This is a genomic window from Paenarthrobacter sp. AT5, from assembly GCF_032764245.1.
Classification (GTDB): Bacteria; Actinomycetota; Actinomycetes; order Actinomycetales; family Micrococcaceae; genus Arthrobacter; species Arthrobacter ureafaciens.
In genome coordinates this window covers 1,752,814-1,776,434 of the sequence record NZ_CP136441.1, presented here as the reverse complement: position 1 = coordinate 1,776,434, position 23,621 = coordinate 1,752,814, and the positions used below count along the sequence as shown (strand labels likewise).

The following is a 23,621-nucleotide window of genomic DNA, read 5'->3' as shown; positions in this document are numbered from 1 at the left end:
CCACCCCCCCTGGGCCCGCGCGTCTACCCGCGCATCAAGCAGCAGTCAGCCCCGCATCGCCCGGCGGGCACTGTCAGTGCGTTGGGCCGCGTTGGCGATCCACACATCGGCACCGAGGATGGTGGCACCTGTTGGGCCTGCAAGTACCGGGTTGAGCTCAACCAACGCGATCCCGGGATGGTCGTCCTTCAGCTTGGCCAGGCGGGCGGCGATGTCTTCCAGCGCGCCCACGTCCACGGGCGGCAGGCCTTGGTAGCCGAAGAGTTTCCGGGAGGCCCGCGGGGACCGGATGATGTCATGGAGGTCGGCGGCGGACAACGGGGGCACCCGGTGGGCCCAGTCTTCCAGGAGGTTCACCGCATCACCGGCCAATCCGAAAGACAGCACCGGACCAAGCAAGGGATCTTCCATGGCCCGGAAGGTGCACGCCTGGCCGACCGGCGCCATGGCCTGTAGTTCCAGGGACGGCGATCCGTAGGGCTTCAAAGCCCGGTGCATCTGGTCGATGTTCTGGCGGAGCGAGGCAGCGTCCTGAATGTCCAACCGGACGCCGCCGAGGTCCAGCCTGTGCCTTAGCGCCGGATCGGTCGTCTTGAGGACCACGGGCCAGCCGATCGATTCGGCTGCTGCCACGGCCTCCTCCGGCGTGCCAAACCCGAACGTGGGCACAACGTTGATGCCGTAGCCGGAAAGCAACGTTGCGGCAGCACCGGCGTCGAGCTTCCTCAGCTTTTCGCCTGTGACCCCTGACAGCATCGCGGCCAGTGTTTCCTGGGTCCCATCGGCATCGCACCCTTCGGGCTCGGCGAACAGGCCATGGTCCCTGCCCACCCACTGGGCATATTCGACGATGGCTGCCAGCGCTGCCACAGCCGAGCCCGAATTGGAGTAGCAAGGGAGCCGGGGCTTGCCGGGCCCGCCCACCAAGCCTTCCACATGGATGGAGGCGTCAAGGATTCCGGAGAACGCCGCGACCACAGGCTTGCCTGCCTCTTCGGCGCACTCCGCCAGGACACCGGCCAATGCTTCCACCGTCAATCCCCGCGCAGGCAGCAGCGCGGCCACCAGCGCATTGACGTGGTCGTCCGCCAGGACCTCCCGCACCCGCTCCCGGAAAGCCGGCAGCGCAACGGACATTCCGGCGTCGAGATCCACGTCCGTCACCGTCCGGACAATGTCCAGTCCGGCCGGAACGGCGGTATCGGCCACCACGGTGGCCAAGGCGACCGAATTGGAAAAGACCGCCACTCCGGGACCGTTGGGAAGGGGCTGCGTGGAGACCACTTGGGCAATGTCCATCAACTGTTCGATCGTGTCCACCCGGATGACGCCTGCCTGGCGCATCATGGCATCCAACGCGGCCGAGGGCGCCTGCGTAGTACGCACCTCATGACCCGGCGGGAGGCGGAGTCCGGTGACGTCCGACTTGGCGACGATCACCGGCTTGCTGCGGGACAACCGACGGGCCAGCCGGGAAAACTTGCGCGGATTGCCGATTGACTCGAGGTACAAGCCGACGGCGGAGGTATCGGGATCGTCTTCCCAGTACTGCATGGCGTCATTGCCGGAGACGTCGGCGCGGTTCCCCGCGGAAAGGAAGGAGGATATTCCGAGCCGCCTGCGGCTCGCCGCCGCGTACACGGCCACCCCGACTGCGGCCGACTGCGTGAACAGGCCCAACCCGCCCCTTGGCGGCATGGACGGCGCCATGGACGCGTTGAGGGAAACATCCGGGTTCGTGTTGAGCATTCCGAGGGATTCCGGGCCGACCACGCGCATGCCGTTCGCCCTGGCCTGCCGGACCAGCTCGTGTTGCCGCGCGAGGCCCCGTTCGCCGTCGTCGGCGAAGCCTGCCGTGGCCACGACGAGCCCTTTGACGCCGGCGGCAGCGCAGTCCGCCACCACTGCGGGCACTTCCTCGTAGGGCACGGCGATGATGGCCAGCTGCACCGGATCGGGAATCTCGGACAGCTTGCCGAATGACAGCATGCCCGCCAGTTCGAATGCTTCCGGGTTCACCGCATAAACCGGGCCCTTGAAGCCGCCCTCGATGATGTGCTCCAGCAGTTGGTAGCCGACTGTTCCCCACTTGCGGCTGGCACCGATGACGGCCACCGACGACGGCGCCAGCAAGTCGCGTACGCTGCGCGCCTCCGCGCGGTGCTCACGGGACTCCATGACGGCCCGGGATTTTTCGGTCGGATCGATGTTGAATTCGACGCTGACCACGCCATCGTCGAACTGCCGCGTGAGGTCGTACCCGGCGTCGGCGAAGACCATGAGCATCTTCCGGTTTTCCGGGAGGACCTCGGCCGTGAACCGCCGGATGCCGTTCTCCCGCGCAGCCACGGCAAGGTGCTCCAGGAGGATGGATCCAATTCCCCGGCCTTGGTGCTTATCCGAGATATTGAAGGCCACCTCCGCTTCAGCGGGATCATCGAGCCGGTCGTAGCGGCCCACGCCCATGATTTCTCCGCCGATGGTGATGACGAATGCCACACGATTGACGTGGTCGACTTCGGTGAACCGCCGGACTTCCTTGCCGGACAGCTTGGGCTTGAAGGAGAAGAACCTCATATAGATGGAGGCCTGCGACTGGCCGGCGTGGAATGCCTGCAGTGCATCCGCGTCCTCGGGTCGAATCGGACGAAGGTGGGCGGTTCCGCCGTCGCGCAGGACGACATCGGCCTCCCAATATTCCGGATAAATGCCGGCCCCGGGCTGATCCACCATAGGCTTAGCCTAGCTAAAACATCCGCAGTACACGTTTAAGGATCCACCTGCCCCATGGCCCGCAGCCAAACTTCCGCACGCAAAGGCGAGCCGCTCGGCGATTTCACCGAGACGATCGTCGACATTGACGTCACTTCCGAGATGGAGGGCTCCTTCCTGGAGTACGCCTACTCGGTCATCTACTCGCGGGCCCTTCCCGACGCCCGCGACGGACTCAAGCCCGTACAGCGGCGCATCCTCTACATGATGGCCGACATGGGCCTCCGCCCCGACCGCGGCCACGTCAAGAGCGCACGCGTGGTGGGTGAAGTCATGGGCAAGCTGCACCCGCACGGCGACGCGGCCATCTACGACGCCATGGTGCGCATGGCGCAGGACTTCTCGCTCCGGCTCCCCCTGATCGACGGCCACGGCAACTTTGGCTCGCTCGACGACGGCCCGGCGGCTCCCCGCTACACGGAAGCCCGGCTCGCGGCTGCGGCCCTGACCATGACCGACCACCTCGACGAGAACGTGGTGGATTTCGTTCCCAACTACGACAACCAGCTGACGCAGCCGGAAGTTCTTCCGGCGGCCTTCCCCAACCTGCTGGTGAACGGCACCACGGGCATTGCGGTGGGCATGGCCACCAACATGGCCCCGCACAACCTGGTGGAAGTGATCGCGGCTGCCCGCCACCTGATTGCCAATCCCGATGCCACCCTCGATGACATCATGCGGTTCATTCCCGGCCCGGACCTTCCCACAGGCGGCCGCATTGTTGGCCTGGACGGCATCCGTGATGCGTACGCCACCGGCCGCGGTTCCTTCAAGACGCGGGCCAAGGTGGAAGTGGAGCAACTCACGGCCCGCCGCACGGGCCTGGTGGTGACGGAGCTCCCCTACATGGTGGGCCCGGAGAAGGTGATCGAGCGGATCAAGGATGCCGTCAATGCCAAGAAGCTGACCGGCATCAGTGACGTGGTGGACCTGACCGACCGTAACCACGGGCTCCGCCTGGTCATCGAGTTGAAGAACGGCTTCAACCCCAACGCCGTGCTGCAGCAGCTCTACCGCTACTCGCCCATGGAAGACTCGTTCGGCATCAACAACGTCACCCTCGTGGATGGACAGCCCCAGACGCTGGGGTTGGTGCAGCTCCTCCAGGTCTACGTGGACCATCGACTGGACGTCGTGCGGCGCCGGACCAGTTTCCGGCTCGGCAAGAAAAAGGACCGCCTCCACTTGGTGGAGGGCTTGCTCATTGCGATCGTGGACATCGACGAAGTCATCCAGGTCATCCGTTCTTCGGACGAAGCCGCGGCCGCGCGGGACCGTTTGATGTCCATTTACGACCTCACGGAAATCCAAGCCAACTACATCCTTGAACTGCGCCTGCGGCAGCTGACCAAGTACTCACGGATCGAGCTCGAAAAGGAACAGGAGGAGCTGCGCCGGGAAATCGAGGCACTGGAAGCCATTCTTGGTTCAGACCAGCTCTTGCGTGAGCTCGTCTCGGGAGAGCTGGCCGACGTTGCCGAGAAGTACGGGACACCCCGCAGGACTGTGCTCCTGGAATCCGAGGCGGTCTCCCCTACGGTCGCGGCGTCGATGGCTGCGCCCGGCCCCAAGGGCAAGGCAGCAGCACTGCCCCTGGAGATTCCGGATGATCCCTGCTGGGCGCTGCTCAGTGTCTCCGGACAGATCGCCCGGACCTCCAACCAGGAACCCCTGGCCGAGGCTGGTCCGCGCACCAAGCACGATGTGTTCCGCTCAGTGGTCAAGACCACCGCCCGCGGTGAAATCGGTGCCGTCACGTCCCTTGGCCGCATGCTGCGCCTCCAGGTAATGGACATGCCCGTCCTGCCGCCTGTCAACGGGCTGCCCAACCTCGCCGGGGGCGTACCGGCCAAGGAATTCATTACCCTGCTCAAGGGCGAGACGCTCGTGGCGTTCGTCCCGCTGGATGCGGTCCTGGCCATCGGCACGGTGCAAGGCGTGGTCAAGCGCGTCCAGCCCGATTACCCGTTGAACCGGGAAGACTGGGACATCATTTCCCTCAAGGACAAAGATGCCGTCCTCGCCGTCGAGCCCGCGCCGGAGGACGACACCGACCTCGTCTTCATCACCAAGCAGGCCCAGCTCCTGCGCTTCAGTGCCGCCAACGTCCGGCCGCAGGGCAGGACTGCCGGTGGCATGGCAGGCATCAAGCTTGCCGCCGGGGACGAGGTCATCCACTTCGGCGCGGTCCGCGCCGGCGATCCTGCCGCCGTCGTGGTGACCATTGCCGGCACCAACGGCGCCCTGCCGGGAACCGCGCCGGGGACCGCCAAGGTGACGGCTTTTGAGGAATACCCGGTGAAGGGCCGGGCCACTGGTGGCGTCCGCGCGCACCGGTTCCTCAAGGGCGAGGACACCCTGCTGCTTGCGTGGGCCGGGCATGGTCCGGCGAAGGCTTCCTCGGCGGCAGGCGTAGCCAGGGCCTTGCCGGTGGAGCACGGACGCCGGGACGGTTCGGGAGTTCCGCTGTCCCAGCCGGTGGAAGCAATCGGGCCGAGCATGGCCGGGGCTGAATCAGGGGACGCCGCCCACTAGGGCCCGAAGGATGCATGACTGTGGGGCCGGCACATCGCCGGCCCCACAGTCATTTCCGGCTAGCCGGTTTGGTTGATGCTAAGGATGTTCCCCTCGCTGTCCAGGAACCAGGCCGCGGCGCTGCCGTCGGGCATGGTGGCTATGCCGTTTTCCGTTTTCAGTCCCGGGAAATCGTAGTCTTCGAAGACCACTCCTTTATCACGCAACTCGGCCACTGTGGCCGCCACGTCGCTGACCATCCAGCCTATTTGCGTGTTCTTGGCCGTTCCGGCGTTCGGTGTTTGATAAACAAGGAAGCCGGTTCCGCCGCCGCACGTGTACTGAAGGTTGTCCTCCGCCTCCGGGTTGTCGGGGTCAAGACCGAGTTTCTCGCTGTAGAACGCGCGGGCCCGGTTCAGATCCTGTGCCGGGAGAACGGCAGCAACTTGTTGATCCTTGAGCATGGTTTTCTCTTTCCGGCTCTCCCCCCGGAACGAACTCTACTCCTGCGGCCACACGAAGCAATCGGCCATGGCCTTGAAATTTTCCGCACTGAAACACCCGGAGCGGGGAAGCCGAATAGACTGTCGGCATGCCGATCATTCCGGATGAAAAAGACTGGACCTGGGTAACGTCAAAGCCCTGCCGCGAGTGCGGCTTCGATCCCTCCACGGTCACCCCTGCCACCGTCCCGGGGAGCCTCCTGAACATGCTCCCCCGCTGGCGTGCCGTCCTCCGGCGCGGCGACGCCATGGTCCGTCCCGACGATCACACCTGGTCCCCGGTGGAATACGCCTGCCATGTGCGGGACGTTTTCAGCCTCTTTAGCCATCGCCTTGACCTCATGCTCAACCAGGATGGCGCGGCGTTCGACAATTGGGACCAGGATCAAGCGGCCCTCGACGGCGACTACGCCTCAGCCGACCCCGCGCAGGTTTCGGATGAACTCGTTTCGGAAGGGGAACAGGCGGCGGAGGCATTCGCCCGGGTCACCCAGGACGAATGGCAACGAACCGGAACCCGGAGCAACGGTTCCGTGTTCACGGTGCTGACGTTCTCCCAATACTTCCTGCACGACGTCGTCCATCACCTTCACGACGTGGACGGCTAGGAACCTACAACTGCTTTTCCCACGTCATGCTGCGGTTCACCGGGGCATAGCCCATCCCTGTGTACAAGGCGAGCGCGCCCGTCGGATTGGCGGAGTCGACGTCCAGGGAGGCTACGTCCATTCCCGCCTCGGTGAAGCGGCGCATGGCTTCAGCCAACAAGGCCTGGGCCAGGCCCTTGCCGCGGTAGGCACGCCGCACGCCCAGGAGTTCCGTGTACCCCTCCTTGAAGCCGCGGTCCTTTGCGGCGTCGGGGTCGTAACTGGCCAACTGGTAGGCTGCCACCTCGCCCGTGGCGGCGTCCAGGATCACTCCGCTCCAGTCATGCCGTGCCGTGGGCTCGTGCATGGTGAAATGCCACGACTCCTTGTCCCGTGGCTCACTCCCCCAGTGGTCCTGGAATGCCTCGTTGTGGGCCAGGCGGACGGACTCAAAGAGGGCCGGTTCCAGTACCTTGAACTCGAAGCCCGGGGGCACGGGGACGTCGGGCAGGGGGTGCGACAGGGGTCTGTGCATCTCATTGAACCAGCGGACGGTGCCGTATCCCAGGCTCTCCAGGAGCCGCGCCTGATGGCTGTGCTGTTCCTCAGTCCGGATCCGCAGCCGGGGGCGGCCAGTGGCGTGCCCGGCAGCCTTGTCCCGGTCAAAGCGTTTCCGCGTTTGCGCCTCCTGCCAGGCGATCACGGCCGTGCCGATTCCGCGGCGCTGCCACTCCGGGTCAACGCAGCCCATACCGGCTGCCTTGTCACCTTCCGGGTTTTTGGTGATGCGGCCATATGCCCTTGCCACGCCCTCGGTGTCGAGGCCGATCAAGGTATGGATCCTGGCCTCGTTGGTGGTGGACTCCAGGATGTGGACCAGGTCGCCGGGCTCTTCGAACCAGGAGGGATGCTCGACGGCGGCCGTCCGGGCGATGAGCGCGGCCCACGTCTCCAGATGCGCGGCGGAAGCAGGCTCCCAGCGCAGCCCGGTCGCGGCGGGGTCCGGAAAGGCATCGGCGGCAAGCTGTTGGTTGGGGACGGTCTGGGGCAAGGTCTCCTCGGGCATGGAAACAGGCTACTGACCAGTCGGGTGTCCCACCAGTTCCGCCGCGCTTTCACTGACGGTCTGCCGATCCGGCAGGTCAAGGCGGGCGTCGGCCGGATCGATGTCGGCCGGGTTATGGGTCACCAGAACCACGGTGATGTCCTTCAAACCCCGGCGCAGGGCAGTCATCATGGTTTCCGCGGACCCGGCGTCCAGGTGGGCCGTCGGCTCATCGAGCAGGAGGATCCTGGCACCGGTCAGGAGTGTCCGGGCCATGGCGAGCCGCTGCCGTTCGCCGCCGCTGAGGAACACGCCACCTGGCCCGATCCGCGTATCGAGTTTCCCGGGAAGGGTCTCCACGAGCGCATCCAGGCCAACATCCGCCAGCGCCCTGTACATTTCCGCTTCGCCGGGTTTGTTGGCGGCGGGCCTGCCGAGCATGAGGTTGCCGCGGATGGTGGAGTCGAAGAGATGTGCCTCTTGGGGGCACCATGCGACGGTCCCGGACAACCGGACAGTGCCTTCCGTGACAGGGAGGAAGCCGAGGAGCACGGACAGGAGCGTGGATTTGCCCGAACCCGACGGTCCGGTGACCGCAAGCCACCGTCCGGGCCTGGCCTCGGCCGAGACGTTGGAGAAGACCGTGGGCCCGTCGGGCCAACGGGCGGCAATGCCGTCCAACAGGAGTCCGGCGTGAGGAAGCAGGGCGGGCGCGACCGCGCTGCCGTCGTCGTGCGCTTTCCCTACTACTGGGCGCGGTTCCGTACCGGCCTCCGGCTCCTTGTCGAGTCCTCCCGCGGCGTCGAGTGCCCCCGCGGCACTGACCCGTTGAAGGACGGCTGCAAGTGCCGGGGCCTGCCGGACAGCCGTCACCACCCCGGTGTAGGGCTCAACAAGCGCCAACTGCATCAGGACGATCACTGCCACAAGTTCGGGCGGGACTGTTGTTCCGGCGGCAAGGGTGCCGGTCCACAGCGCGGCAAGGGAGCATCCAAGGACGGTGACCGCCTGCCCCAGCCCCTCGGCCCAAGCGGATCGCTGCGCTGCTGTGGTGGCGGCCCGGTCCTTGTCGCGGAGAACCTTGAGCAGCGGTCCGGCTACCCGGTTGGCCGTCAGGTCGGCACGGGCGTCAAGGGCGGCGGCCACGCCACCAAGCACTTGTGACCGCAGCCTCTGCTCGGCTTTTGCGGCGTTCCTGTCAGCCAGAAGGGACAGTGCCGGGGCTGCCAACAGGCCGCAGAGCACGGCAAGGATGGTGGCCGGCAGCGCACCCGGAAGCACTATGGAGGTTGCAATGACGGCGGCCGCGCCGACTCCGATTGCGGTCAGTGGCGGGAGGACCACGCGGGGCAGGAGGTCCCGCAGCGTGTCGACGTCGTCGACGATGGCGCCCAGTACGTTGCCTCCCTGCAGCAGGCGGCGGAGGGCAAGTGCCCGGCGGGACAGCGTTCCCCAGAGAGAACCCCGCAGGGTCGTCATGGCTGCGAAGATTGCGTCGTGGGTCAGCAAACGTTCGCAATAGCGAAGGACGGCCCTGCCGATGCCGAAGAACCGCACTCCCACAATGGCGCCCAGCAGGTGGAGGATGGGGGGCTGTTGGCTGGCCCGGATGATCAGCCAACCGGAGAGGCCGGAGAGGGCCACGGCGAAGAGCGCGGCGAGGACCCCCACCGCGGCCGCGGCGGTGAACTTCCAGCCGACCGGCCTCAGGACGGCTGCGAGCGCTGTGGTTGCGGCGAATCGTCCGGAACCACCCGCGCCGAGAGCCGGGCGGGCGGGGGCGTCGTCGATGGCCGGCCGCAGAAGCTCCGCCGGGGCAACCGGCAAGCCACCGGCAGGTGCGGCGGCGCCGATGTTCTCCGTCCCACGCTCACCGCCGGTTTGCCCGGACGGCCCCAGATGCACCGTGGTGTCTGCAACTGCCTTGGTTGCTGCGTCGTGGGCAACAAGGATCACAGTCGCTGACCCGCGCAAGGACTCTATGGTGGTGCGCACCACCGAAGCGGTCAGGGGGTCAAGGTGGGCCGTTGGCTCGTCCAGCAGCAGGATGGAAGCGCCGGACCGGAGCCGGGCCAGTCCGCGCGCCAGCGCGACGCGCCGCAACTCACCGGGGCTGAGTTCGGCGGGATGCTTGGCCGCCAGATGGCCGGCGGCCACTGCTTCGAGGATCCGGGCGACGGCGTCGTCATCGTCGCTCGCGCCCAGGTACAGTTCGATTTCCTCCTGCACGGAATCGCAGGCGATCACCGGATGCTGTGGCACCAGGGCGACGTCGTCGGGACCTGCCCCGGCCACTGTGCCCTCCACGCTGGCTGTGGCCCCATCCCCCACCAGTCCCGCGAGCACGCCCAGCACGGTGCTCTTTCCAGCACCGCTGGGACCGTCCAGGGCGGTCACCATCCGTGCAGGGGCGGTGAAGGACAAGGGCCCGACGGCGGCAACGTTCCGTCCCGCGAAACGGACGGAGAGGTCTCTGACCACAACCTCACCGGGTGCCGCGCTGTGGGCGGGGGCATCGGAAATTCGTGTGGACCGGGGCGCGGACAGGACTTCGGTGGTCGTTTGCAACGCCTCACGGCCGTCGTCGCTGGCGTGGTGCGCTGTTCCCAGTTCCCGGAGGGGCAGGTAGCAGTCGGGGGCCAGGATCAGGGCAAGGAGGCCTGCTTCGAGGGCCATGTCCCCGCCCACCAGGCGTACGCCGATGAAGACGGCTACCACGGCAACGGAAATGGTTGCGATGAGTTCAAGGGCGAGCGCGGAGAGGAACGCCGTCCGCAGCGTCACCATGGTCCGGTTGCGGTACTGTTCGGAGATTTCTTCCAGTGCTGCGCGTTGCTCGCTTGCCCGGCCCAGGCCAACCAGGACCGGCAGTCCCTTGGCGAGTTCGAGGATGTGCCCGGACAATCTGCGGAGCGTGCTTTGGGCGTCCTTGACATGGTCCTCGGTGTGCCGGCCGATGAGGACCATGAACAGCGGAACCAGGGGGACGGTCAGGACGATGACCACTGCGCTGACCCAGTCCGCGAAGAGGATCCTGGTGCCCACCAGCAGGGGTATGGCTGCGCAGTTCACCAAGGCGGGCAGGTACTGCGTGTAGTAGTTGTCCAAGGCGTCCAGTCCCCTGGTCGCCAGGATGGCCAGGCCGCCGTCGTTGAGGCTGCCCGTGGTGGACCCGCCGTCGGACAGTGCCCGATCGATCAGCTGCGCCCGCAGTTCCTCTTTGACTCCCAGCGCCGCCCGGCGCGAGGCGATACCTTGGCCCCACACGGCGAGCGACCGGAGCACCGTGCCCGCCGCCCCCAGAGCCAGGCCACTCCTCCAGTCGGCACCGCCGCCGGCGATGCCGGCCAGCATCCCGGCCACAGCCTGGGCCATGAGGACCAACGCGAGGGCTTTGAGGGCAGCAAGCAGTCCTATGCCATACAGGGCTGACCGGGTTGCCTGGCCGGAGGGAAAAGCGGGTTTCATTGGCTTCCTACGCCCCGCTCCGCGGGGACTCGGGTCCCTTGTCTCCGGCAAGCACCTTTGAGGCGATGGCCGGAAGGAAACCGTGGGCTTCAGGGATGTGGGCGGCACTGACCCTGCGGCGGAAGACCCAATAGGTCCACGCCTGGTAGGCGATCACCAGCGGCAGTCCGAAGGCCGCGACGATGCTCATCAGCCCCAGGGTGTAGTCCGAGGACGAAGCGTTGGAAATGGTCAGATCGAAAGCGGGGTCGATCGTGGACGGGATGACCACCGGGAAGGCTGCCCCGAAGATCGACGCCGTGGCGCAGAGAACGAACGCACCTGTTGCCCCGAACGCCATGCCCTCCGAGCCGGCGTTCGCCGCACGCCACGCGATTCCGACGGCGACCGCAGCCGCTGCGACGAGGACCCACGTCCACGGCTTCCCGCTGAGGAACTGCACAGCCACCATCCAGCCCAGCATGGGCAGGACCGCTAACGGAAGCAACCGCACAAACCAGCTGCGGGCACGGTGCCGCACATCGCCGTCGGTCTTCAACGCCAGGAACGCCAGGGCGTGGACGAGCGCAAAAGCGACTACCCCGAATCCGCCCAGCAGGGCGTGCCAGCTGAACCAGGACAGCGGCCCGCCGCTCCTGTCGCCGTTGGCATCGATCGGCAGGCCGGTGGTGGTCAACGCCAGGGCGGCGCCGATGCCGAAGGCTGCAACGAAGGATCCTATGGCTATTGCCCAGTCCCAGTTATTGCGCCACTTCTCCGTATCCACCTTCCCACGGTATTCGAAGGCCACGGCGCGGAAGATCAACGCCACCAGCACTAGGAGGAGCGGTACATAGAGCGTGGAGAACAGAGAGGCGTACCAGAGGGGGAAAGCCGCGAACGTAGCGCCCGCCGCCGTGAGCAGCCAGACCTCGTTCCCGTCCCAGACCGGCCCGATCGTGTTGAGCAGGACGCGGCGATCGGTGTTGTTGCGGGCGAAGAGCTTCATGAGCATGCCGACGCCAAGGTCGAATCCCTCGAGGAAGAGGTATCCGGTCCACAGGACCGCGATGGCCACGAACCAGATGGTGGGCAACAGTTCCATGTCAGGTCTCCCGTTCTAGTAGGCGAATGCCAGGACGTCGTCGGACGTGTCCGGGCCGGAGCCGCCATCGCCCTTGCCGGAGTCCGGATCGTTGTCCTTTGTCTTTGCCGCGTGCGTGAGCTCCGGCATGGCGGAGGCGACGCCGCCCCGGACGTACTTCACGAGCAGCTTGACCTCGACCACCAGCAGGACGGCGTAGATGGCAGTCAGGACCACCAGGGACGTCATCAGTTCGCCGGCTGTGACACCGGGCGAAACGGCCGCTGCGGTGAACATGAACACTTGGTCGATCCCGTTCATGTCCGGGTTGGGCGCCACGACGAAGGGTTGGCGTCCCATCTCGGTGAAGATCCATCCGGCGGCGTTCGCCCCGAAGGGTGCCAGGATCCCGAAGACCGCCAGGCGCATGAGCCACTTGGATTCGGGCACCACGCCCTTGCGGGTCACCCACAGGGCAAGGAGGGCAGCCAGTGCGGCAATACCACCAAAGCCGATCATCATGCGGAAGCCCCAGTAGGTCACTTCCATGACCGGTACGTACTGGATTTCCTGGCCGGCCCGCTCGCCGTAAAGGGGGTTGTCCGGGAGGTGCGTTCCGTACTTCTCCTTGTACTCGCCAAGGAGGCTGTTGACGCCTTTGACTTCGGTGGTGAAATCGCCCTTGGCCAGGAAGGACAGGATGCCTGGAACTTCAATGACGGCAACAATGTCATCGCAGTTGCTGGCACCAAGGTTGCCAACGCTCAGCACCGAAAAACCGGTTCCGTCGTGGCAGGCAGCCTCCGCGGCCGCCATCTTCATGGGCTGCTGCTCAAACATCAGTTTTCCCTGCAGGTCACCGGTGATCGCGGTACCCGCGAAGGACACCATGGCCACCACGGCGCCGATGCGGAGCGAACGCATCCATACCGTGTAGTCGGTCTTGTCGCGGCCGGCGATGGCGGCCTCTCCGGGAACCACGGTGCCGTCCGCGCGGACGACGTCGATGCCGTCATGGCGGCGGCGCCAGAGGTGGTACCAGGCAATGCCCAGCAGGAACGCGCCGGCTACGCCTAGTGCGCCAAAGAGCGTGTGCGGGACCGCTACCAGCGCGGTGTTGTTGGTGAAGACGGCCCACGCGTCGGTCATGACGGGACGCCCGTCCACCATTTCCACGCCAACCGGGTGCTGCATCCACGAGTTGGCCACGATGATGAAGTAGGCCGAGAACACTGAACCGATCACCGCGATCCACAAGCAGGCCAGGTGTACGCCACGCTTGAGCTGCTTCCATCCGAAGATCCACAGGCCCAGGAAGGTGGATTCGACGAAGAAGGCAAGCAGGGCTTCAAGCGCCAAAGGTGCGCCGAATACGTCTCCTACGAACCTGCTGTACTCGCTCCACGCCATGCCGAACTGGAATTCCTGAACAATTCCTGTGGCCACGCCCATGATGAAGTTGATCAGGAACAGCTTGCCCCAGAACTTGGTCATCCGGAGGTACTCCGGCTTCCCCGTGCGGTACCAGAGTGTCTGAATGATGGCCACCACCAGCCCGAGCCCGATGGTGAGGGGCACCATCATGAAGTGATAGACGGTGGTGATTCCGAATTGCCAGCGTGCAATTTCCAAAGCTTCCATGGCTGTCCTTCGTACGGCGGCCCTTCCGGGGCCTGCATAGTTCTACGTCTCGTAGAAAACTAACTTCTACAAAGTGTAGAACAACTGGGGGCGCCTCAGTCCAATTGTTCAAGTGGCGTTACACACCTGCAAGGGGCCGGGTCGGCACGGTGGCACGCCGATAGTTCTACTTCGCGTAGAATGAAAGACTGAAAAGCGGTAAATTTATCGTGGAATGTTGGATCATCGCTCCCTGTCGAAAGATGAGCGGGGCGCGGAAGGTAGGGACGTACACATGGCGAGTCTTGGGGAACTGGAACGGGCAGTAATGGACCTGCTCTGGGCGGGCCAAGAGGCGGCTACCGCGAACACACTGCGTGATTTGCTTGCCACGGACTCCGAAGCCGGCGACGGTTCGGCAGGCCACCAAGGCAAGGACCTGGCGGTCACCACCGTGCTGACCGTTCTCTCCCGCCTGGAAAAGAAGGGCCTCGTGGAGCGCGAACGCGGCACCCGCCCGCACCGCTACCAGGCCGTGTCCAGCCGTGCCGACCACACCGCGGAGCTGATGCACGAGGTTCTCGGTTCGGCACCGGACCGCGAAGCCGTCCTCGCCCGCTTCATCGGTTCCGTCTCGGAAAGCGAAGCTGCTGCCCTGCGCAAGATGCTCGGCTAAACTTAGCCACTATGTTCTGGACCTCATACTTCCTGGCGGTCCTGGCATTGATACTGGCGTGGCCTGTGCCCGTCCTGCTGTCGCGGGCGCACTGGCCGGCACGCTCGCCTTTCACGGCCATGGTGCTGTGGCAGGCCATCGCCCTGGCAGGTGGCCTGTCCATGATCGGCGCAATGCTGGTCTACGGCCTGGAACCCATCGGCAACAACCTCCTCGCCGGGCTCAAAAGCCTCGCCGGGATGGTCCTGAACGACGAGCCCACCACGGCGCTGGGATTTTGGCATCTGTTCGCTTTGTCCGCAGCTGCGCTGCTTACTGCCCATTTGGTCTTCACCCTGTTGCTGACCTATTACAAGATCGAACGGCAGCGCCGGCGCCACCGGGAACTCCTGGCACTCCTTGCCTCACCGTCGTCCGACGGGTCAGCGACCATGGTCATCAACCACGACTCCCCCGTCGCGTACTGCCTTCCCGGCGGAGCCCGCTCGGTCACGGTACTTTCCGACGGGCTGATGGCGGCCTTGGAACCGGACGAACTCCGGGCCGTGGTCATTCACGAGAAGGCCCATCTTTCCCAGCGCCATGACCTGTTGCTGTGGGCGTTCGCCGCCTGGCGCCAGGCGCTTCCTTGGTTCCCCACCACCAAGCTCGCCCAAACAGCAGTGAACTCCCTGATCGAGATGCTCGCCGACGACGTCGCCCTGAGGACCGAAAGCAAAAGCACCCTCATCAAGGCCATCGCCATCGTCTCCAGCGGCTCAACCGCTCCGGCTCCAGGGTCCGCCCTCAATGCCTCCGCACTCCACACCGGAAGTGCCATCCTCGAGGGCGGCCGGGTCAGTGCCACCGGTGGAGCGGACTCGCCACGCACGACGGCGTCACGCGTCAGCCGCCTCCTCTCACCGGAGCCTCCCCTCAGCAAAGCACTGCGAAGCCTCGTCCTGGTGGCGTCCGCGCTTCTCCTGGCCGTCCCGACAGCCCTGCTGATCGTCCCCGGACTACTCGGCTAGCTCCGCCGACCCGGCTCCCTACGCGTCGATCCGCTCGCGGTCCAGCGTGGCAGCACCGGCGATGATGAACTCCTTGCGCGGCGCCACGTCCGATCCCATCAGGAGGTCGAACACTTCCTCGGCCCGCTGGGCGCTTTCGATGCCCACTTTGCGGAGGGTACGGTGCCTCGGATCCATGGTGGTCTCAGCCAACTGCTGGGCATCCATCTCACCGAGGCCCTTGTAACGCTGGATGGGCTCTTTGTAGCGTTTCCCTTCCTTGGCGAGCTTGGACAACAGCACATGGAGCTCCGCCTCGGAGTAGGTATAGATCATCTCGTTGGCCTTCTGGCCGGGGTTGATGACCTCCACGCGGTGAAGCGGCGGAACCGCGGCGAAGACCCTGCCGGCTTCAACCATCGGCCTCATGTAGCGGAAGAATAGCGTCAGCAGCAGGGTACGGATGTGGGCGCCGTCGACGTCAGCGTCGGTCATGAGGATCACCTTGCCGTAGCGGGCAGCGTCCAGGTCGAAGCTGCGCCCCGAGCCCGCGCCCACCACCTGGATCAAGGCAGCACACTCGGCGTTGGACAGCATGTCTCCCACGGAGGCTTTCTGGACGTTCAGGATCTTTCCGCGGATCGGCAACAGGGCCTGGAAATCGGAGGAGCGTGCCAGCTTCGCGGTGCCCAGCGCGGAGTCGCCTTCCACGATGAAGAGTTCGGAACGGGCAACATCGTCGGTCCTGCAATCGGCGAGCTTGGTGGGCATCGACGACGTCTCCAGCGCATTCTTTCGCCGCTGCGTCTCCTTGTGGACGCGGGCCGAAATGCGCGACTTCATCTCGCTGACGATCTTTTCCAGCAGCAAAGCAGACTGCGCCTTGTCATTGCGGTTGGCCGAGCCGAGCTTCGCGGAGATTTCCTTCTCGACCACCTTGGCGACGATCGCGCGGACTGCCGAGGTGCCCAGGATTTCCTTGGTCTGGCCCTCGAATTGGGGCTCGGCCAACCTCACCGTCAGCACGGCAGTCAGTCCGGCAAGGACATCGTCCTTTTCGATCTTGTCATTGCCTGCCTTGAGCTTCCTTGCGTTCGCTTCCACGGTCTTGCGGAAGGTTTTCAGCAGGGCAGCCTCGAATCCGGCCTGGTGCGTCCCGCCCTTGGGCGTTGCGATGATGTTGACGAAGCTGCGGACAGTGGTCTCGTAGCCGATCCCCCAGCGCAGGGCGATGTCCACCTCGCAATCGCGCTCGACTTCGGCGATCTTGCTGTGGCCGTTCTCGTCCAGGACCGGAACGGTTTCCTTGAACTTGCCGGATCCGTGCAAACGCCAGACGTCCGTTACCCCGGAGTCCGAGGCGAGGAATTCAACGAACTCGGAGATACCGCCGTCGTGGTGGAAGACCTCCTCGTGCACGCCGTTCTCACCGGGTGTTCCTGCCAGCTTGCGTTCATCCCGGACGGTAATCCGCAGGCCCGGCACCAGGAAGGAGGTCTGCCGCGCGCGCGCCACGAGGTCGTCGTAGGAGAACTTCGCGTCCGGAGTGAAGATCTGGCGGTCCGCCCAATAACGCACGCGGGTTCCGGTCACCCCTCGTTTGGCCTTGCCGACGACATCAAGGACGGATCCTTCGACAAACGGTTCGAACGGCGAGTCGGGACCGGCCTTGCTGCCGGAGTCCTGGAAGCGTCCCGGCTCACCGCGCCTGAAGGACATCTGGTACGTCTTGCTGCCGCGGTCCACTTGCACGTCGAGGCGGCTCGAGAGTGCGTTGACAACGGAAGCGCCTACGCCATGGAGGCCGCCCGAGGCCGTGTAGGAACCGCCGCCGAACTTACCGCCGGCGTGCAGTTTGGTAAACACGACCTCGACGCCGGTCAGGCCCGTCTTCGGTTCAACGTCCACCGGAATGCCGCGGCCGTCGTCGTGGATCTCCACGGAGTTGTCCGCGTGCAGGATCACCTTGATGTCGTGGCCAAACCCGGCCAGTGCCTCATCCACCGCGTTGTCGATGATTTCCCAGAGGCAGTGCATGAGTCCCCGGGAGTCAGTGGAACCGATGTACATACCCGGACGCTTGCGGACCGCTTCCAGCCCTTCCAGGACGGAAAGATGCCGGGCGTTGTATTCAGAACTCGGTGCCACTCGCGGTGTGCTCCTTCGGGGTATAGCTCAGGGTGTTTCCAGCAGCCGTAAGCCAACGTGGTCAAGGCAAACACTGCCCATACTAGGTTAGTCGCGCGCGGCTGCCGGACCCGCCCGCCACACCCGAACGGGCGTCGAGGGCAAAGTTACGTTACGCACATGTGATACGCGGACAGCGAAAGTGACCCATCCTTGCCATGGTTCTGCCTCGAATGCTGGTTATATGGATGTACAGAACTACTAAGGAGGCCGACATGACAACAGCAGTTGCAGACCGCACGCTAAACGCAGCTGACCGATGCGATCGTTGCGGGGCTCAAGCATATGTCCGCGTTGTACTCGAGTCCTCCGGCGGTGAGCTGCTTTTCTGCGGCCACCACGCCCGCGCAGTCGAGGCCACGCTCCGGCCCCTGACCTCCGACTGGCATGACGAGACCGAGCGCCTCAACGAGAAGGCACCTGTTCCGGTCGACTGAGGGCACCACGCCTTGGTTGCGCAGATGAGTTGAGCAGATGAAAGAGCAAGGCCCCTCCCGGCGGGAGGGGCCTTGCTTCGTTAAGCACTCCCCGGTTCTAGGGCTCGGGGCCGGCACCGCACCCCTACCCGCCAACCGCACCCACTCCACGTCGACACCGCACCCCTACCCGCCAACCGCACCCACTCCACGTCGACACCGCACCCCTACGCGCCGACCGCACCCGTAGCAGGGGCGCCTGGGGCGGGTAGCGATGCGATGAGGCAGTGCCTGGAACGACATCAGCCCGGCAGGAAATTCCTGCCGGGCTGATCACCGTGCATACGGACTTAGTCCAGGTAGTCCCTGAGGACCTGCGAGCGGGAGGGGTGCCGCAGCTTGGACATCGTCTTGGATTCGATCTGGCGGATGCGTTCGCGCGTCACTCCGTAGACCTTGCCGATTTCGTCTAAAGTCTTCGGCTGGCCATCAGTGAGCCCGAATCGCATGGCGACCACGCCTGCTTCACGCTCGGAGAGCGTGTCAAGGACGGAGTGGAGCTGTTCCTGCAAGAGGGTGAAGCTCACGGCATCCGCGGGTACCACGGCTTCGGAGTCCTCAATGAGGTCACCGAACTCGGAGTCTCCATCCTCGCCCAACGGGGTGTGGAGGGAGATTGGCTCGCGACCGTACTTCTGGACTTCCACAACCTTCTCGGGAGTCATGTCCAGTTCGAGGGCGAGCTCTTCCGGCGTGGGTTCGCGGCCGAGGTCCTGCAACATCTGACGCTGGACACGTGCGAGCTTGTTGATGACTTCGACCATGTGCACCGGAATACGGATGGTACGGGCTTGGTCGGCCATGGCACGGGTAATGGCCTGGCGGATCCACCACGTGGCGTACGTGGAGAACTTGAAGCCCTTGGTGTAGTCGAACTTCTCGACTGCACGGATGAGGCCAAGGTTGCCTTCCTGGATGAGGTCCAGGAACAGCATGCCACGGCCCGTGTAGCGCTTGGCCAAGGAGACCACAAGGCGGAGGTTTGCCTCCAGCAGGTGGTTCTTGGCCCTCTTGCCATCGTGGATGATGAACTCAAGTTCGCGCTTGAGCTTGGGGTCCATGGAACCGTCGTCGGCAGCGATCTTTTCTTCGGCAAACAAGCCGGCTTCGATCCGCAGGGCGAGATCGACTTCCTGCTCGGCGTTGAGGAGCGCTACCTTGCCGATCTGCTTGAGGTAGTCCTTGACGGGGTCCGCAGTGGCACCGGCTGACATGACCTGCTGGACGGGGGCGTCGTCATCATCGGCGTCGGAGTAGACAAATCCGGAGCCTGAGGGCGCAGGCTTGTCCTTGGAAGAGGCGACCTCTTCCACGTCGTCGTCGCCGACTTCCACTTCTTCAGCAGCCGAGGGGTCGAATTCCTCGTCCTCAACCGACTCTTCGGCGTCCTCTTCGGTATCCGGGGACTTGCCGGCAGCCTCGGCCGCGGCCTTGCCACCGGGCTTGGGCCCGCGCTTCTTGGGGGCCGGCTTGCCGGAGTCACCCTCTGAAGCTTTGCTGGCAGCGCGTGTCGCCGCACGCTTGGCCGGTGCCGCCTTCTTTTCCTCAGCGGACAGTTCGGCCTGGGCGGCGGGTTCCTTCTCGACGGAAGACGGGGTCACAGAAAACCTTTCTAGCGGCGGTCTGTGGAATCACCATGTGGGCAACACCACTATGACCCTGTCAAGTCCGCGATTAATTTCAAACGCAATCGCCGCCTGCAGAGTCTCTAGGTACAACTGCCGGCGCCGCCGTATTGTTCCCTGATTAAGGGGGCAATACGGGCATTCAAACGCGGACCCAACCGGGTCTCGGCATCCATTGTCTCACGGATTTGCGAATCGTACGCCTTTGTGGAGAGCGAAAGCGTCAGCCACCGTACGGAGCGACTAGTTGCGCGAGGCTTTGTAGGTGCCCCATGCCGACTCAGGCCGCCGCGCCCAGCCGCAGATGGTGCCTTGCCTCAATACATCGTCCAGCAAGTCAGCCAATCGATAGCCCGGATGCGCCGCAGCGGCACGGAGCAGGCTGGCATGGGCCAACGACCCGTTTCCTTTGGCCCACGCGACCCATCCCTGGAGCGTGAGTGCCGCCGCGGCGAGGCCACCCTCCTCATCGTCGTAAGAAAGGGCGGACAGGATCCTTCCCAAGGAGTCCAGCAGGCGCCAGTCGGGTATTTCAGGTTCCTCGCCGAGCAGGACTCCGCCGTAAGAAGGCACCCCGGGCATCCCGTCCAACAAGGTATCTCCGGTCTCCTCGGGACTGCGGCCGTTTGAAGCGGCGCCCGCAGCGGCCGCCGGTGGCATGGCAAGCCCCAGGGCCAGGGGGTCGAAAGGAAGCGAGCTGGAGTTATCACCGGAGAAGAGATCGAAGGCACGTCCACCGGCCTTCGCGGAGGCCACGTCCGCGGCTGCCATGACAATAACGGCGTCCCGCCAGGCAGGAACGGCGAGTGTCGCCCGGAGGAACCCCATCAGTTCAGATCCGGCCGGTCCCCCGAAAACGGCCCCGGCAATGTCCGATGGACCCAGCCCATCAGCCCGGGGACATCTTTCAAGGACCTGGGCCCAAGCATCGAGTACGGCATCAAAACAGCACTCACTGCGCCCTGACTCCAACAGCTGGTCCTCGAATCGTTGCTCAGCTTCAAGGACATCAACGGCGGGCCTGCCGGGGAGGGCTAGTTTGGGCGGATCCACGGTGCTGTCCGGGGCGGCGCCCACTGTGCTTCCCCGGTACACCATCTCAGCGCTGATCCTGCTGTTGTGGATGCGCTCCAAAGGGAGACCGGGAACCGGGCAGCAAGAGAGATCGGTGCAGAATGCACTGCGCCAATAGTCGTCACCGATCAGCCAGGCGTCACGGACGGTCAAGTCCACCGGGGCCAGGGCCTCTTGCAGGATCCCCAGCAAGGGCATGGTCCAGTCCAGGACTGAACCGTCATCCCAACCTGCTGCCGAGTACAGCGCCAGCAGGACGCCGTCGGCGCGTTCGTCCGCCAGCAGCTGGTTCCGCACGTACGCGGCAAAATCGGCCTGGGCGTGGGGGTTGTCCGCCGGCGGCAAGTCGACCCGCAGCGTTGCTCCCAGGGCCTTTCCCTGCATCGTGATTGCCACCAGGCTCTCCCGGGGCCAATAGCCCAGCAGGTGCGGGATATAGCCCAGGACGTCTTCGGGTTGATGAATGCTGAGTGTTTGCTTGATGGTCATGACTCAAGCTTGGTGTTGACCTGAAACGCCGGACAGTGGCTGTTGTGGCTATGTGGAAAACGCCGGACTGCCAGGTGCGTGCGGCTAGGTGCGCTCCTGGCGTGCAGCGCGCCTGCGCTCCATGCGTTCCCGGCGTTGCTTGGCCAGGGTGACCAACAGCGGTGGCACATGCACTCCCTGGGCCGCCATCTGCGCCCGCACCTTGCGTCGCGTGGTGAGGATCATCAGCGTGCCAAATCCGAGCAGCACGAACTGCACACTGAGGGCTATCCGGAACGGTGCCAAACCATACAGGTTGCCTCCGGAGAATCCGGAGCCATTCAAGAGGTCCAGCACCAGGCCGATCAGATAGATGGCTACGAGTGCCGCGATGAAGCCACCAACGTTGACGATGCCGGTTGCCGTCCCGATCCGGTGCGAAGGGTTGAACGTCCGGGCGAAATCAAAACCGATCATGGAACCCGGACCGCCGACCGCCAGCACCACGACGAGCACCACCAGCAACCACAGCGGCGCCCGGTCCGGCAGCGACAATACGGCGGCCCACACGATTGCGGTGGCAAGGACGATCAGCAGCACCATCGCCGAACGCCGCATCGGGTGCCTGGAGACAAAGCGTCCTACGCCGGGACCGGACACGATCGCCGTGGCAACAAACAGCGCCATGAGCCCCGACACTGTTGCCCCGTCCAGGCCTTGGGCGGACAGAAGGAACGGATAACCCCACGTCATGGCAAAGAGGTTGCCGCTGAATTGGACGGTGAAGTGGCTCCAGAGGCCCAGCCGCGTCCCCGGCTGCTTCCAGGCACGCGACAGGGAGATGCCGGTCGCTTTGAGCCCCTGCGCCGCGTTCTGCGGGGAATGTCCCGGCGGGACATCACGCAGGAGGGCAAGGACCAGGACGACGGCGAGGACGGACAGGCCCGCCAGGGACAGGAACGCCGGGGTCCAACCCGCGGATTGCAGCATCAACGCGAACGGGACGACGCTGAAGAGTTGGCCCAACTGGCCGCACATCCCCGTCAGTTGGGTCACCAGGGGCACCCGGGCGGGAGCGAACCACAACGGTACAAGCCGGATGACGGAGATGAAGGTCATGGCGTCACCGGCGCCAACCAGCACCCTGCCCAGCACTCCCCCGGGGACACTGTCCGCGAAAGCCAACTGTAACTGGCCCAACCCCATCAACACGGCCCCGCCTGCCACCATGACGCGTGAGCCGAAACGGTCCACCAGCACACCAACGGGTATCTGCAGTCCTGCGTAGACCAGCAGCTGGAGGACCGTGAAGAAGGAAACAGCTGCGGCACTGGCGTGGAACCGCTCAGTGGCCTCAAGGCCCGCGACCCCGAAAGATGTCCGCTGCGCCACGGCCACCAAGTAGGCGAAAACGCCGATCGTCCAAATGAGCCAGGCGCGTGGAGAGTTCACCCTTTAAGTATGCCCGCCACAGGCATCAAAGCAGATTTATTGAGGCGCATCCTTGCGTGCGAGGTAGGCCTCCACGGCTGCTCCGAGGTCCTCGGCATTAGGCAGCTCGTCATTCTCGTCGGCCAGCAACGAGCGGCGGACCATGCCTTCGGACTTTTCGTCGTAGCGGGCTTCGAGGTTGGAGACTACCGCCTGCACTTCCTGGGAAGCTTCTATTTGTTCGGCGATCTGACGGACCACTTCCCGCCCGGACTCGCGCAGCCGGTCGGTGGGGAGCATGAGCGAGGCAGCAGCCCCAAGGTATTCGAGCCCTGCCACCGCGGCCTGCGGATATTCGGCCTCGGAAAGGTAATGCGGAACGTGAATGACGTAGCCGGCAACATTGCGTCCGGCCTCTATGAGCCGGAGCTCCAGGATGTGCCCGATCGCGGCAGGCACTTCCACTGTAGGTTTCCAGCTCGAGATGCCGTCGATGAGTTCGGGCCTGTTTCCGTGGACGGTAACTCCTACCGGCCGCGTATGCGGTACCGGCATGGGAATGGAATGGATCCACGTGACCAGGTTGACGTCCAGTTTCTCGACGATTCCGACGACGGCACGCGAGAAACGTTCCCACTGCAGGTCCGGCTCAAAACCGGCGAGCAGGAGGAAAGGCTGGCCCAGCCCGTCCTTAAGCTTGTACAGCCCAAGCTGCGGGGGCTGGTAGTCCTGCAGGTGGTCCTCAACGAAGCTGATGTGCGGGCGGCGCGAACGGTAGTCAATGAGCTGGTCGGCGTCGAACATTGCCACCACCTCGGCGTCGAGCTGGTCCAGCAACTCCGCGTTGATCTGCCGCACTACTTGTCCGGCGTCGGCGAAACCGGTGAATCCCATCACCAGGTTCAAGCCCCGCAGTTCGGGGCTGTGGAAGATCTCGATGTTGCTGGCATAGAGCGCCTCGGGGTCCAGGAGGGAGCCGGATATCCGTTCAAACACGGCATGTTCCTTTCGCTGTGGCAAAGTTTCACGGGGCCGGCCGTGAGGGGAGACCCCAAGGCGGCCGAAGACCATTCCCCATGGTCCGTATTCATACAACGCCGCACGTCGGGCTGGCATTCCTGCC

Annotated in this window: 16 protein-coding genes; 5 read left to right on the top strand and 11 right to left on the bottom strand. The window is 64.8% G+C overall.

The annotated features are described in order from the left end of the window. Positions 1-45: 45 nt before the first annotated feature. The gene (locus RI444_RS08105; RefSeq protein WP_207604847.1) at positions 46-2,733 is read right to left on the bottom strand and encodes a bifunctional GNAT family N-acetyltransferase/acetate--CoA ligase family protein; all 2,688 of its coding nucleotides are present in this window, start codon (positions 2,731-2,733) and stop codon (positions 46-48) included. Between the two features lie 54 nt (positions 2,734-2,787). On the opposite strand from RI444_RS08105, the gene RI444_RS08100 reads away from it, so the two are divergent. Then, positions 2,788-5,307, top strand: coding sequence for a DNA topoisomerase (ATP-hydrolyzing) subunit A (locus RI444_RS08100; protein ID WP_062096176.1), 2,520 nt, complete (start codon positions 2,788-2,790; stop codon positions 5,305-5,307). A 59-nt stretch (positions 5,308-5,366) separates the two neighbouring features. On the opposite strand, the gene RI444_RS08095 is transcribed toward RI444_RS08100, so the two are convergent. Then, on the bottom strand, positions 5,367-5,750 hold the full coding sequence (locus RI444_RS08095) for a VOC family protein (protein WP_021473116.1): 384 nt from the start codon (positions 5,748-5,750) through the stop codon (positions 5,367-5,369). A gap of 128 nt (positions 5,751-5,878) precedes the next feature. Between RI444_RS08095 and RI444_RS08090 the strand changes: the two genes are divergently transcribed. Continuing rightward, positions 5,879-6,397, top strand: a complete 519-nt coding sequence (locus RI444_RS08090) for a DinB family protein (RefSeq protein ID WP_179014780.1) — start codon at positions 5,879-5,881, stop codon at positions 6,395-6,397. Positions 6,398-6,401: 4 nt separating this feature from the next. Here RI444_RS08090 and RI444_RS08085 read toward each other — a convergent pair whose 3' ends face one another. The 4 genes from RI444_RS08085 to RI444_RS08070 are packed head-to-tail and all read right to left on the bottom strand — an operon-like array spanning position 6,402 to position 13,593. Beyond that, on the bottom strand, positions 6,402-7,442 hold the full coding sequence (locus tag RI444_RS08085) for a GNAT family N-acetyltransferase (protein WP_207604848.1): 1,041 nt from the start codon (positions 7,440-7,442) through the stop codon (positions 6,402-6,404). Positions 7,443-7,451: 9 nt separating this feature from the next. Further along, complete coding sequence (cydD, locus tag RI444_RS08080) at positions 7,452-10,889, bottom strand: thiol reductant ABC exporter subunit CydD (RefSeq protein ID WP_207604849.1); 3,438 nt, start codon at positions 10,887-10,889, stop codon at positions 7,452-7,454. Between the two features lie 7 nt (positions 10,890-10,896). After that, the gene (cydB, locus tag RI444_RS08075) at positions 10,897-11,973 is read right to left on the bottom strand and encodes a cytochrome d ubiquinol oxidase subunit II (protein ID WP_179014777.1); all 1,077 of its coding nucleotides are present in this window, start codon (positions 11,971-11,973) and stop codon (positions 10,897-10,899) included. Positions 11,974-11,988: 15 nt separating this feature from the next. After that, a complete protein-coding gene (locus RI444_RS08070; RefSeq protein WP_207604850.1) occupies positions 11,989-13,593 on the bottom strand; it encodes a cytochrome ubiquinol oxidase subunit I in 1,605 nt (534 codons plus the stop codon). A 274-nt stretch (positions 13,594-13,867) separates the two neighbouring features. Between RI444_RS08070 and RI444_RS08065 the strand changes: the two genes are divergently transcribed. Then, positions 13,868-14,248 carry a BlaI/MecI/CopY family transcriptional regulator gene (locus RI444_RS08065; RefSeq protein WP_069695720.1) on the top strand — a complete coding sequence of 127 codons (381 nt, stop codon included), beginning with the start codon at positions 13,868-13,870 and terminating at the stop codon, positions 14,246-14,248. Between the two features lie 11 nt (positions 14,249-14,259). Then, positions 14,260-15,258: a M56 family metallopeptidase gene (locus tag RI444_RS08060; protein ID WP_021473123.1), complete on the top strand. Its 999-nt coding sequence runs from the start codon at positions 14,260-14,262 to the stop codon at positions 15,256-15,258. A gap of 18 nt (positions 15,259-15,276) precedes the next feature. On the opposite strand, the gene RI444_RS08055 is transcribed toward RI444_RS08060, so the two are convergent. Further along, entirely contained in the window at positions 15,277-17,385 is a 2,109-nt protein-coding gene (locus RI444_RS08055; protein ID WP_021473124.1) for a type IIA DNA topoisomerase subunit B, read from the bottom strand. Positions 17,386-17,639: 254 nt separating this feature from the next. Between RI444_RS08055 and RI444_RS08050 the strand changes: the two genes are divergently transcribed. Then, positions 17,640-17,861, top strand: a complete 222-nt coding sequence (locus RI444_RS08050; RefSeq protein WP_021473125.1) for a hypothetical protein — start codon at positions 17,640-17,642, stop codon at positions 17,859-17,861. 329 nt (positions 17,862-18,190) lie between these two features. On the opposite strand, the gene RI444_RS08045 is transcribed toward RI444_RS08050, so the two are convergent. The 4 genes from RI444_RS08045 to RI444_RS08030 all read right to left on the bottom strand — a co-directional run bounded on the left by RI444_RS08045 (position 18,191) and on the right by RI444_RS08030 (position 23,494). Then, the gene (locus RI444_RS08045) at positions 18,191-19,501 is read right to left on the bottom strand and encodes an RNA polymerase sigma factor (RefSeq protein ID WP_021473126.1); all 1,311 of its coding nucleotides are present in this window, start codon (positions 19,499-19,501) and stop codon (positions 18,191-18,193) included. Positions 19,502-19,768: 267 nt separating this feature from the next. After that, positions 19,769-21,088 carry a DUF4192 domain-containing protein gene (locus RI444_RS08040; RefSeq protein WP_316963883.1) on the bottom strand — a complete coding sequence of 440 codons (1,320 nt, stop codon included), beginning with the start codon at positions 21,086-21,088 and terminating at the stop codon, positions 19,769-19,771. 84 nt (positions 21,089-21,172) lie between these two features. Further along, the gene (locus RI444_RS08035) at positions 21,173-22,519 is read right to left on the bottom strand and encodes an MFS transporter (protein WP_069695722.1); all 1,347 of its coding nucleotides are present in this window, start codon (positions 22,517-22,519) and stop codon (positions 21,173-21,175) included. Positions 22,520-22,555: 36 nt separating this feature from the next. Continuing rightward, complete coding sequence (locus tag RI444_RS08030) at positions 22,556-23,494, bottom strand: proteasome assembly chaperone family protein (RefSeq protein ID WP_021473129.1); 939 nt, start codon at positions 23,492-23,494, stop codon at positions 22,556-22,558. Between the last annotated feature and the right edge of the window lie 127 nt (positions 23,495-23,621).

Coding starts and splice junctions, on each gene's coding strand:
- RI444_RS08105 (WP_207604847.1), bottom strand. CDS start 2,733: ATGGTGGATCAGCCCGGGGCCGGCATTTATCCGGAATATTGGGAGGCC.
- RI444_RS08100 (WP_062096176.1), top strand. CDS start 2,788: ATGGCCCGCAGCCAAACTTCCGCACGCAAAGGCGAGCCGCTCGGCGAT.
- RI444_RS08095 (WP_021473116.1), bottom strand. CDS start 5,750: ATGCTCAAGGATCAACAAGTTGCTGCCGTTCTCCCGGCACAGGATCTG.
- RI444_RS08090 (WP_179014780.1), top strand. CDS start 5,879: ATGCCGATCATTCCGGATGAAAAAGACTGGACCTGGGTAACGTCAAAG.
- RI444_RS08085 (WP_207604848.1), bottom strand. CDS start 7,442: ATGCCCGAGGAGACCTTGCCCCAGACCGTCCCCAACCAACAGCTTGCC.
- cydD (WP_207604849.1), bottom strand. CDS start 10,889: ATGAAACCCGCTTTTCCCTCCGGCCAGGCAACCCGGTCAGCCCTGTAT.
- cydB (WP_179014777.1), bottom strand. CDS start 11,973: ATGGAACTGTTGCCCACCATCTGGTTCGTGGCCATCGCGGTCCTGTGG.
- RI444_RS08070 (WP_207604850.1), bottom strand. CDS start 13,593: ATGGAAGCTTTGGAAATTGCACGCTGGCAATTCGGAATCACCACCGTC.
- RI444_RS08065 (WP_069695720.1), top strand. CDS start 13,868: ATGGCGAGTCTTGGGGAACTGGAACGGGCAGTAATGGACCTGCTCTGG.
- RI444_RS08060 (WP_021473123.1), top strand. CDS start 14,260: ATGTTCTGGACCTCATACTTCCTGGCGGTCCTGGCATTGATACTGGCG.
- RI444_RS08050 (WP_021473125.1), top strand. CDS start 17,640: ATGACAACAGCAGTTGCAGACCGCACGCTAAACGCAGCTGACCGATGC.
- RI444_RS08040 (WP_316963883.1), bottom strand. CDS start 21,088: ATGACCATCAAGCAAACACTCAGCATTCATCAACCCGAAGACGTCCTG.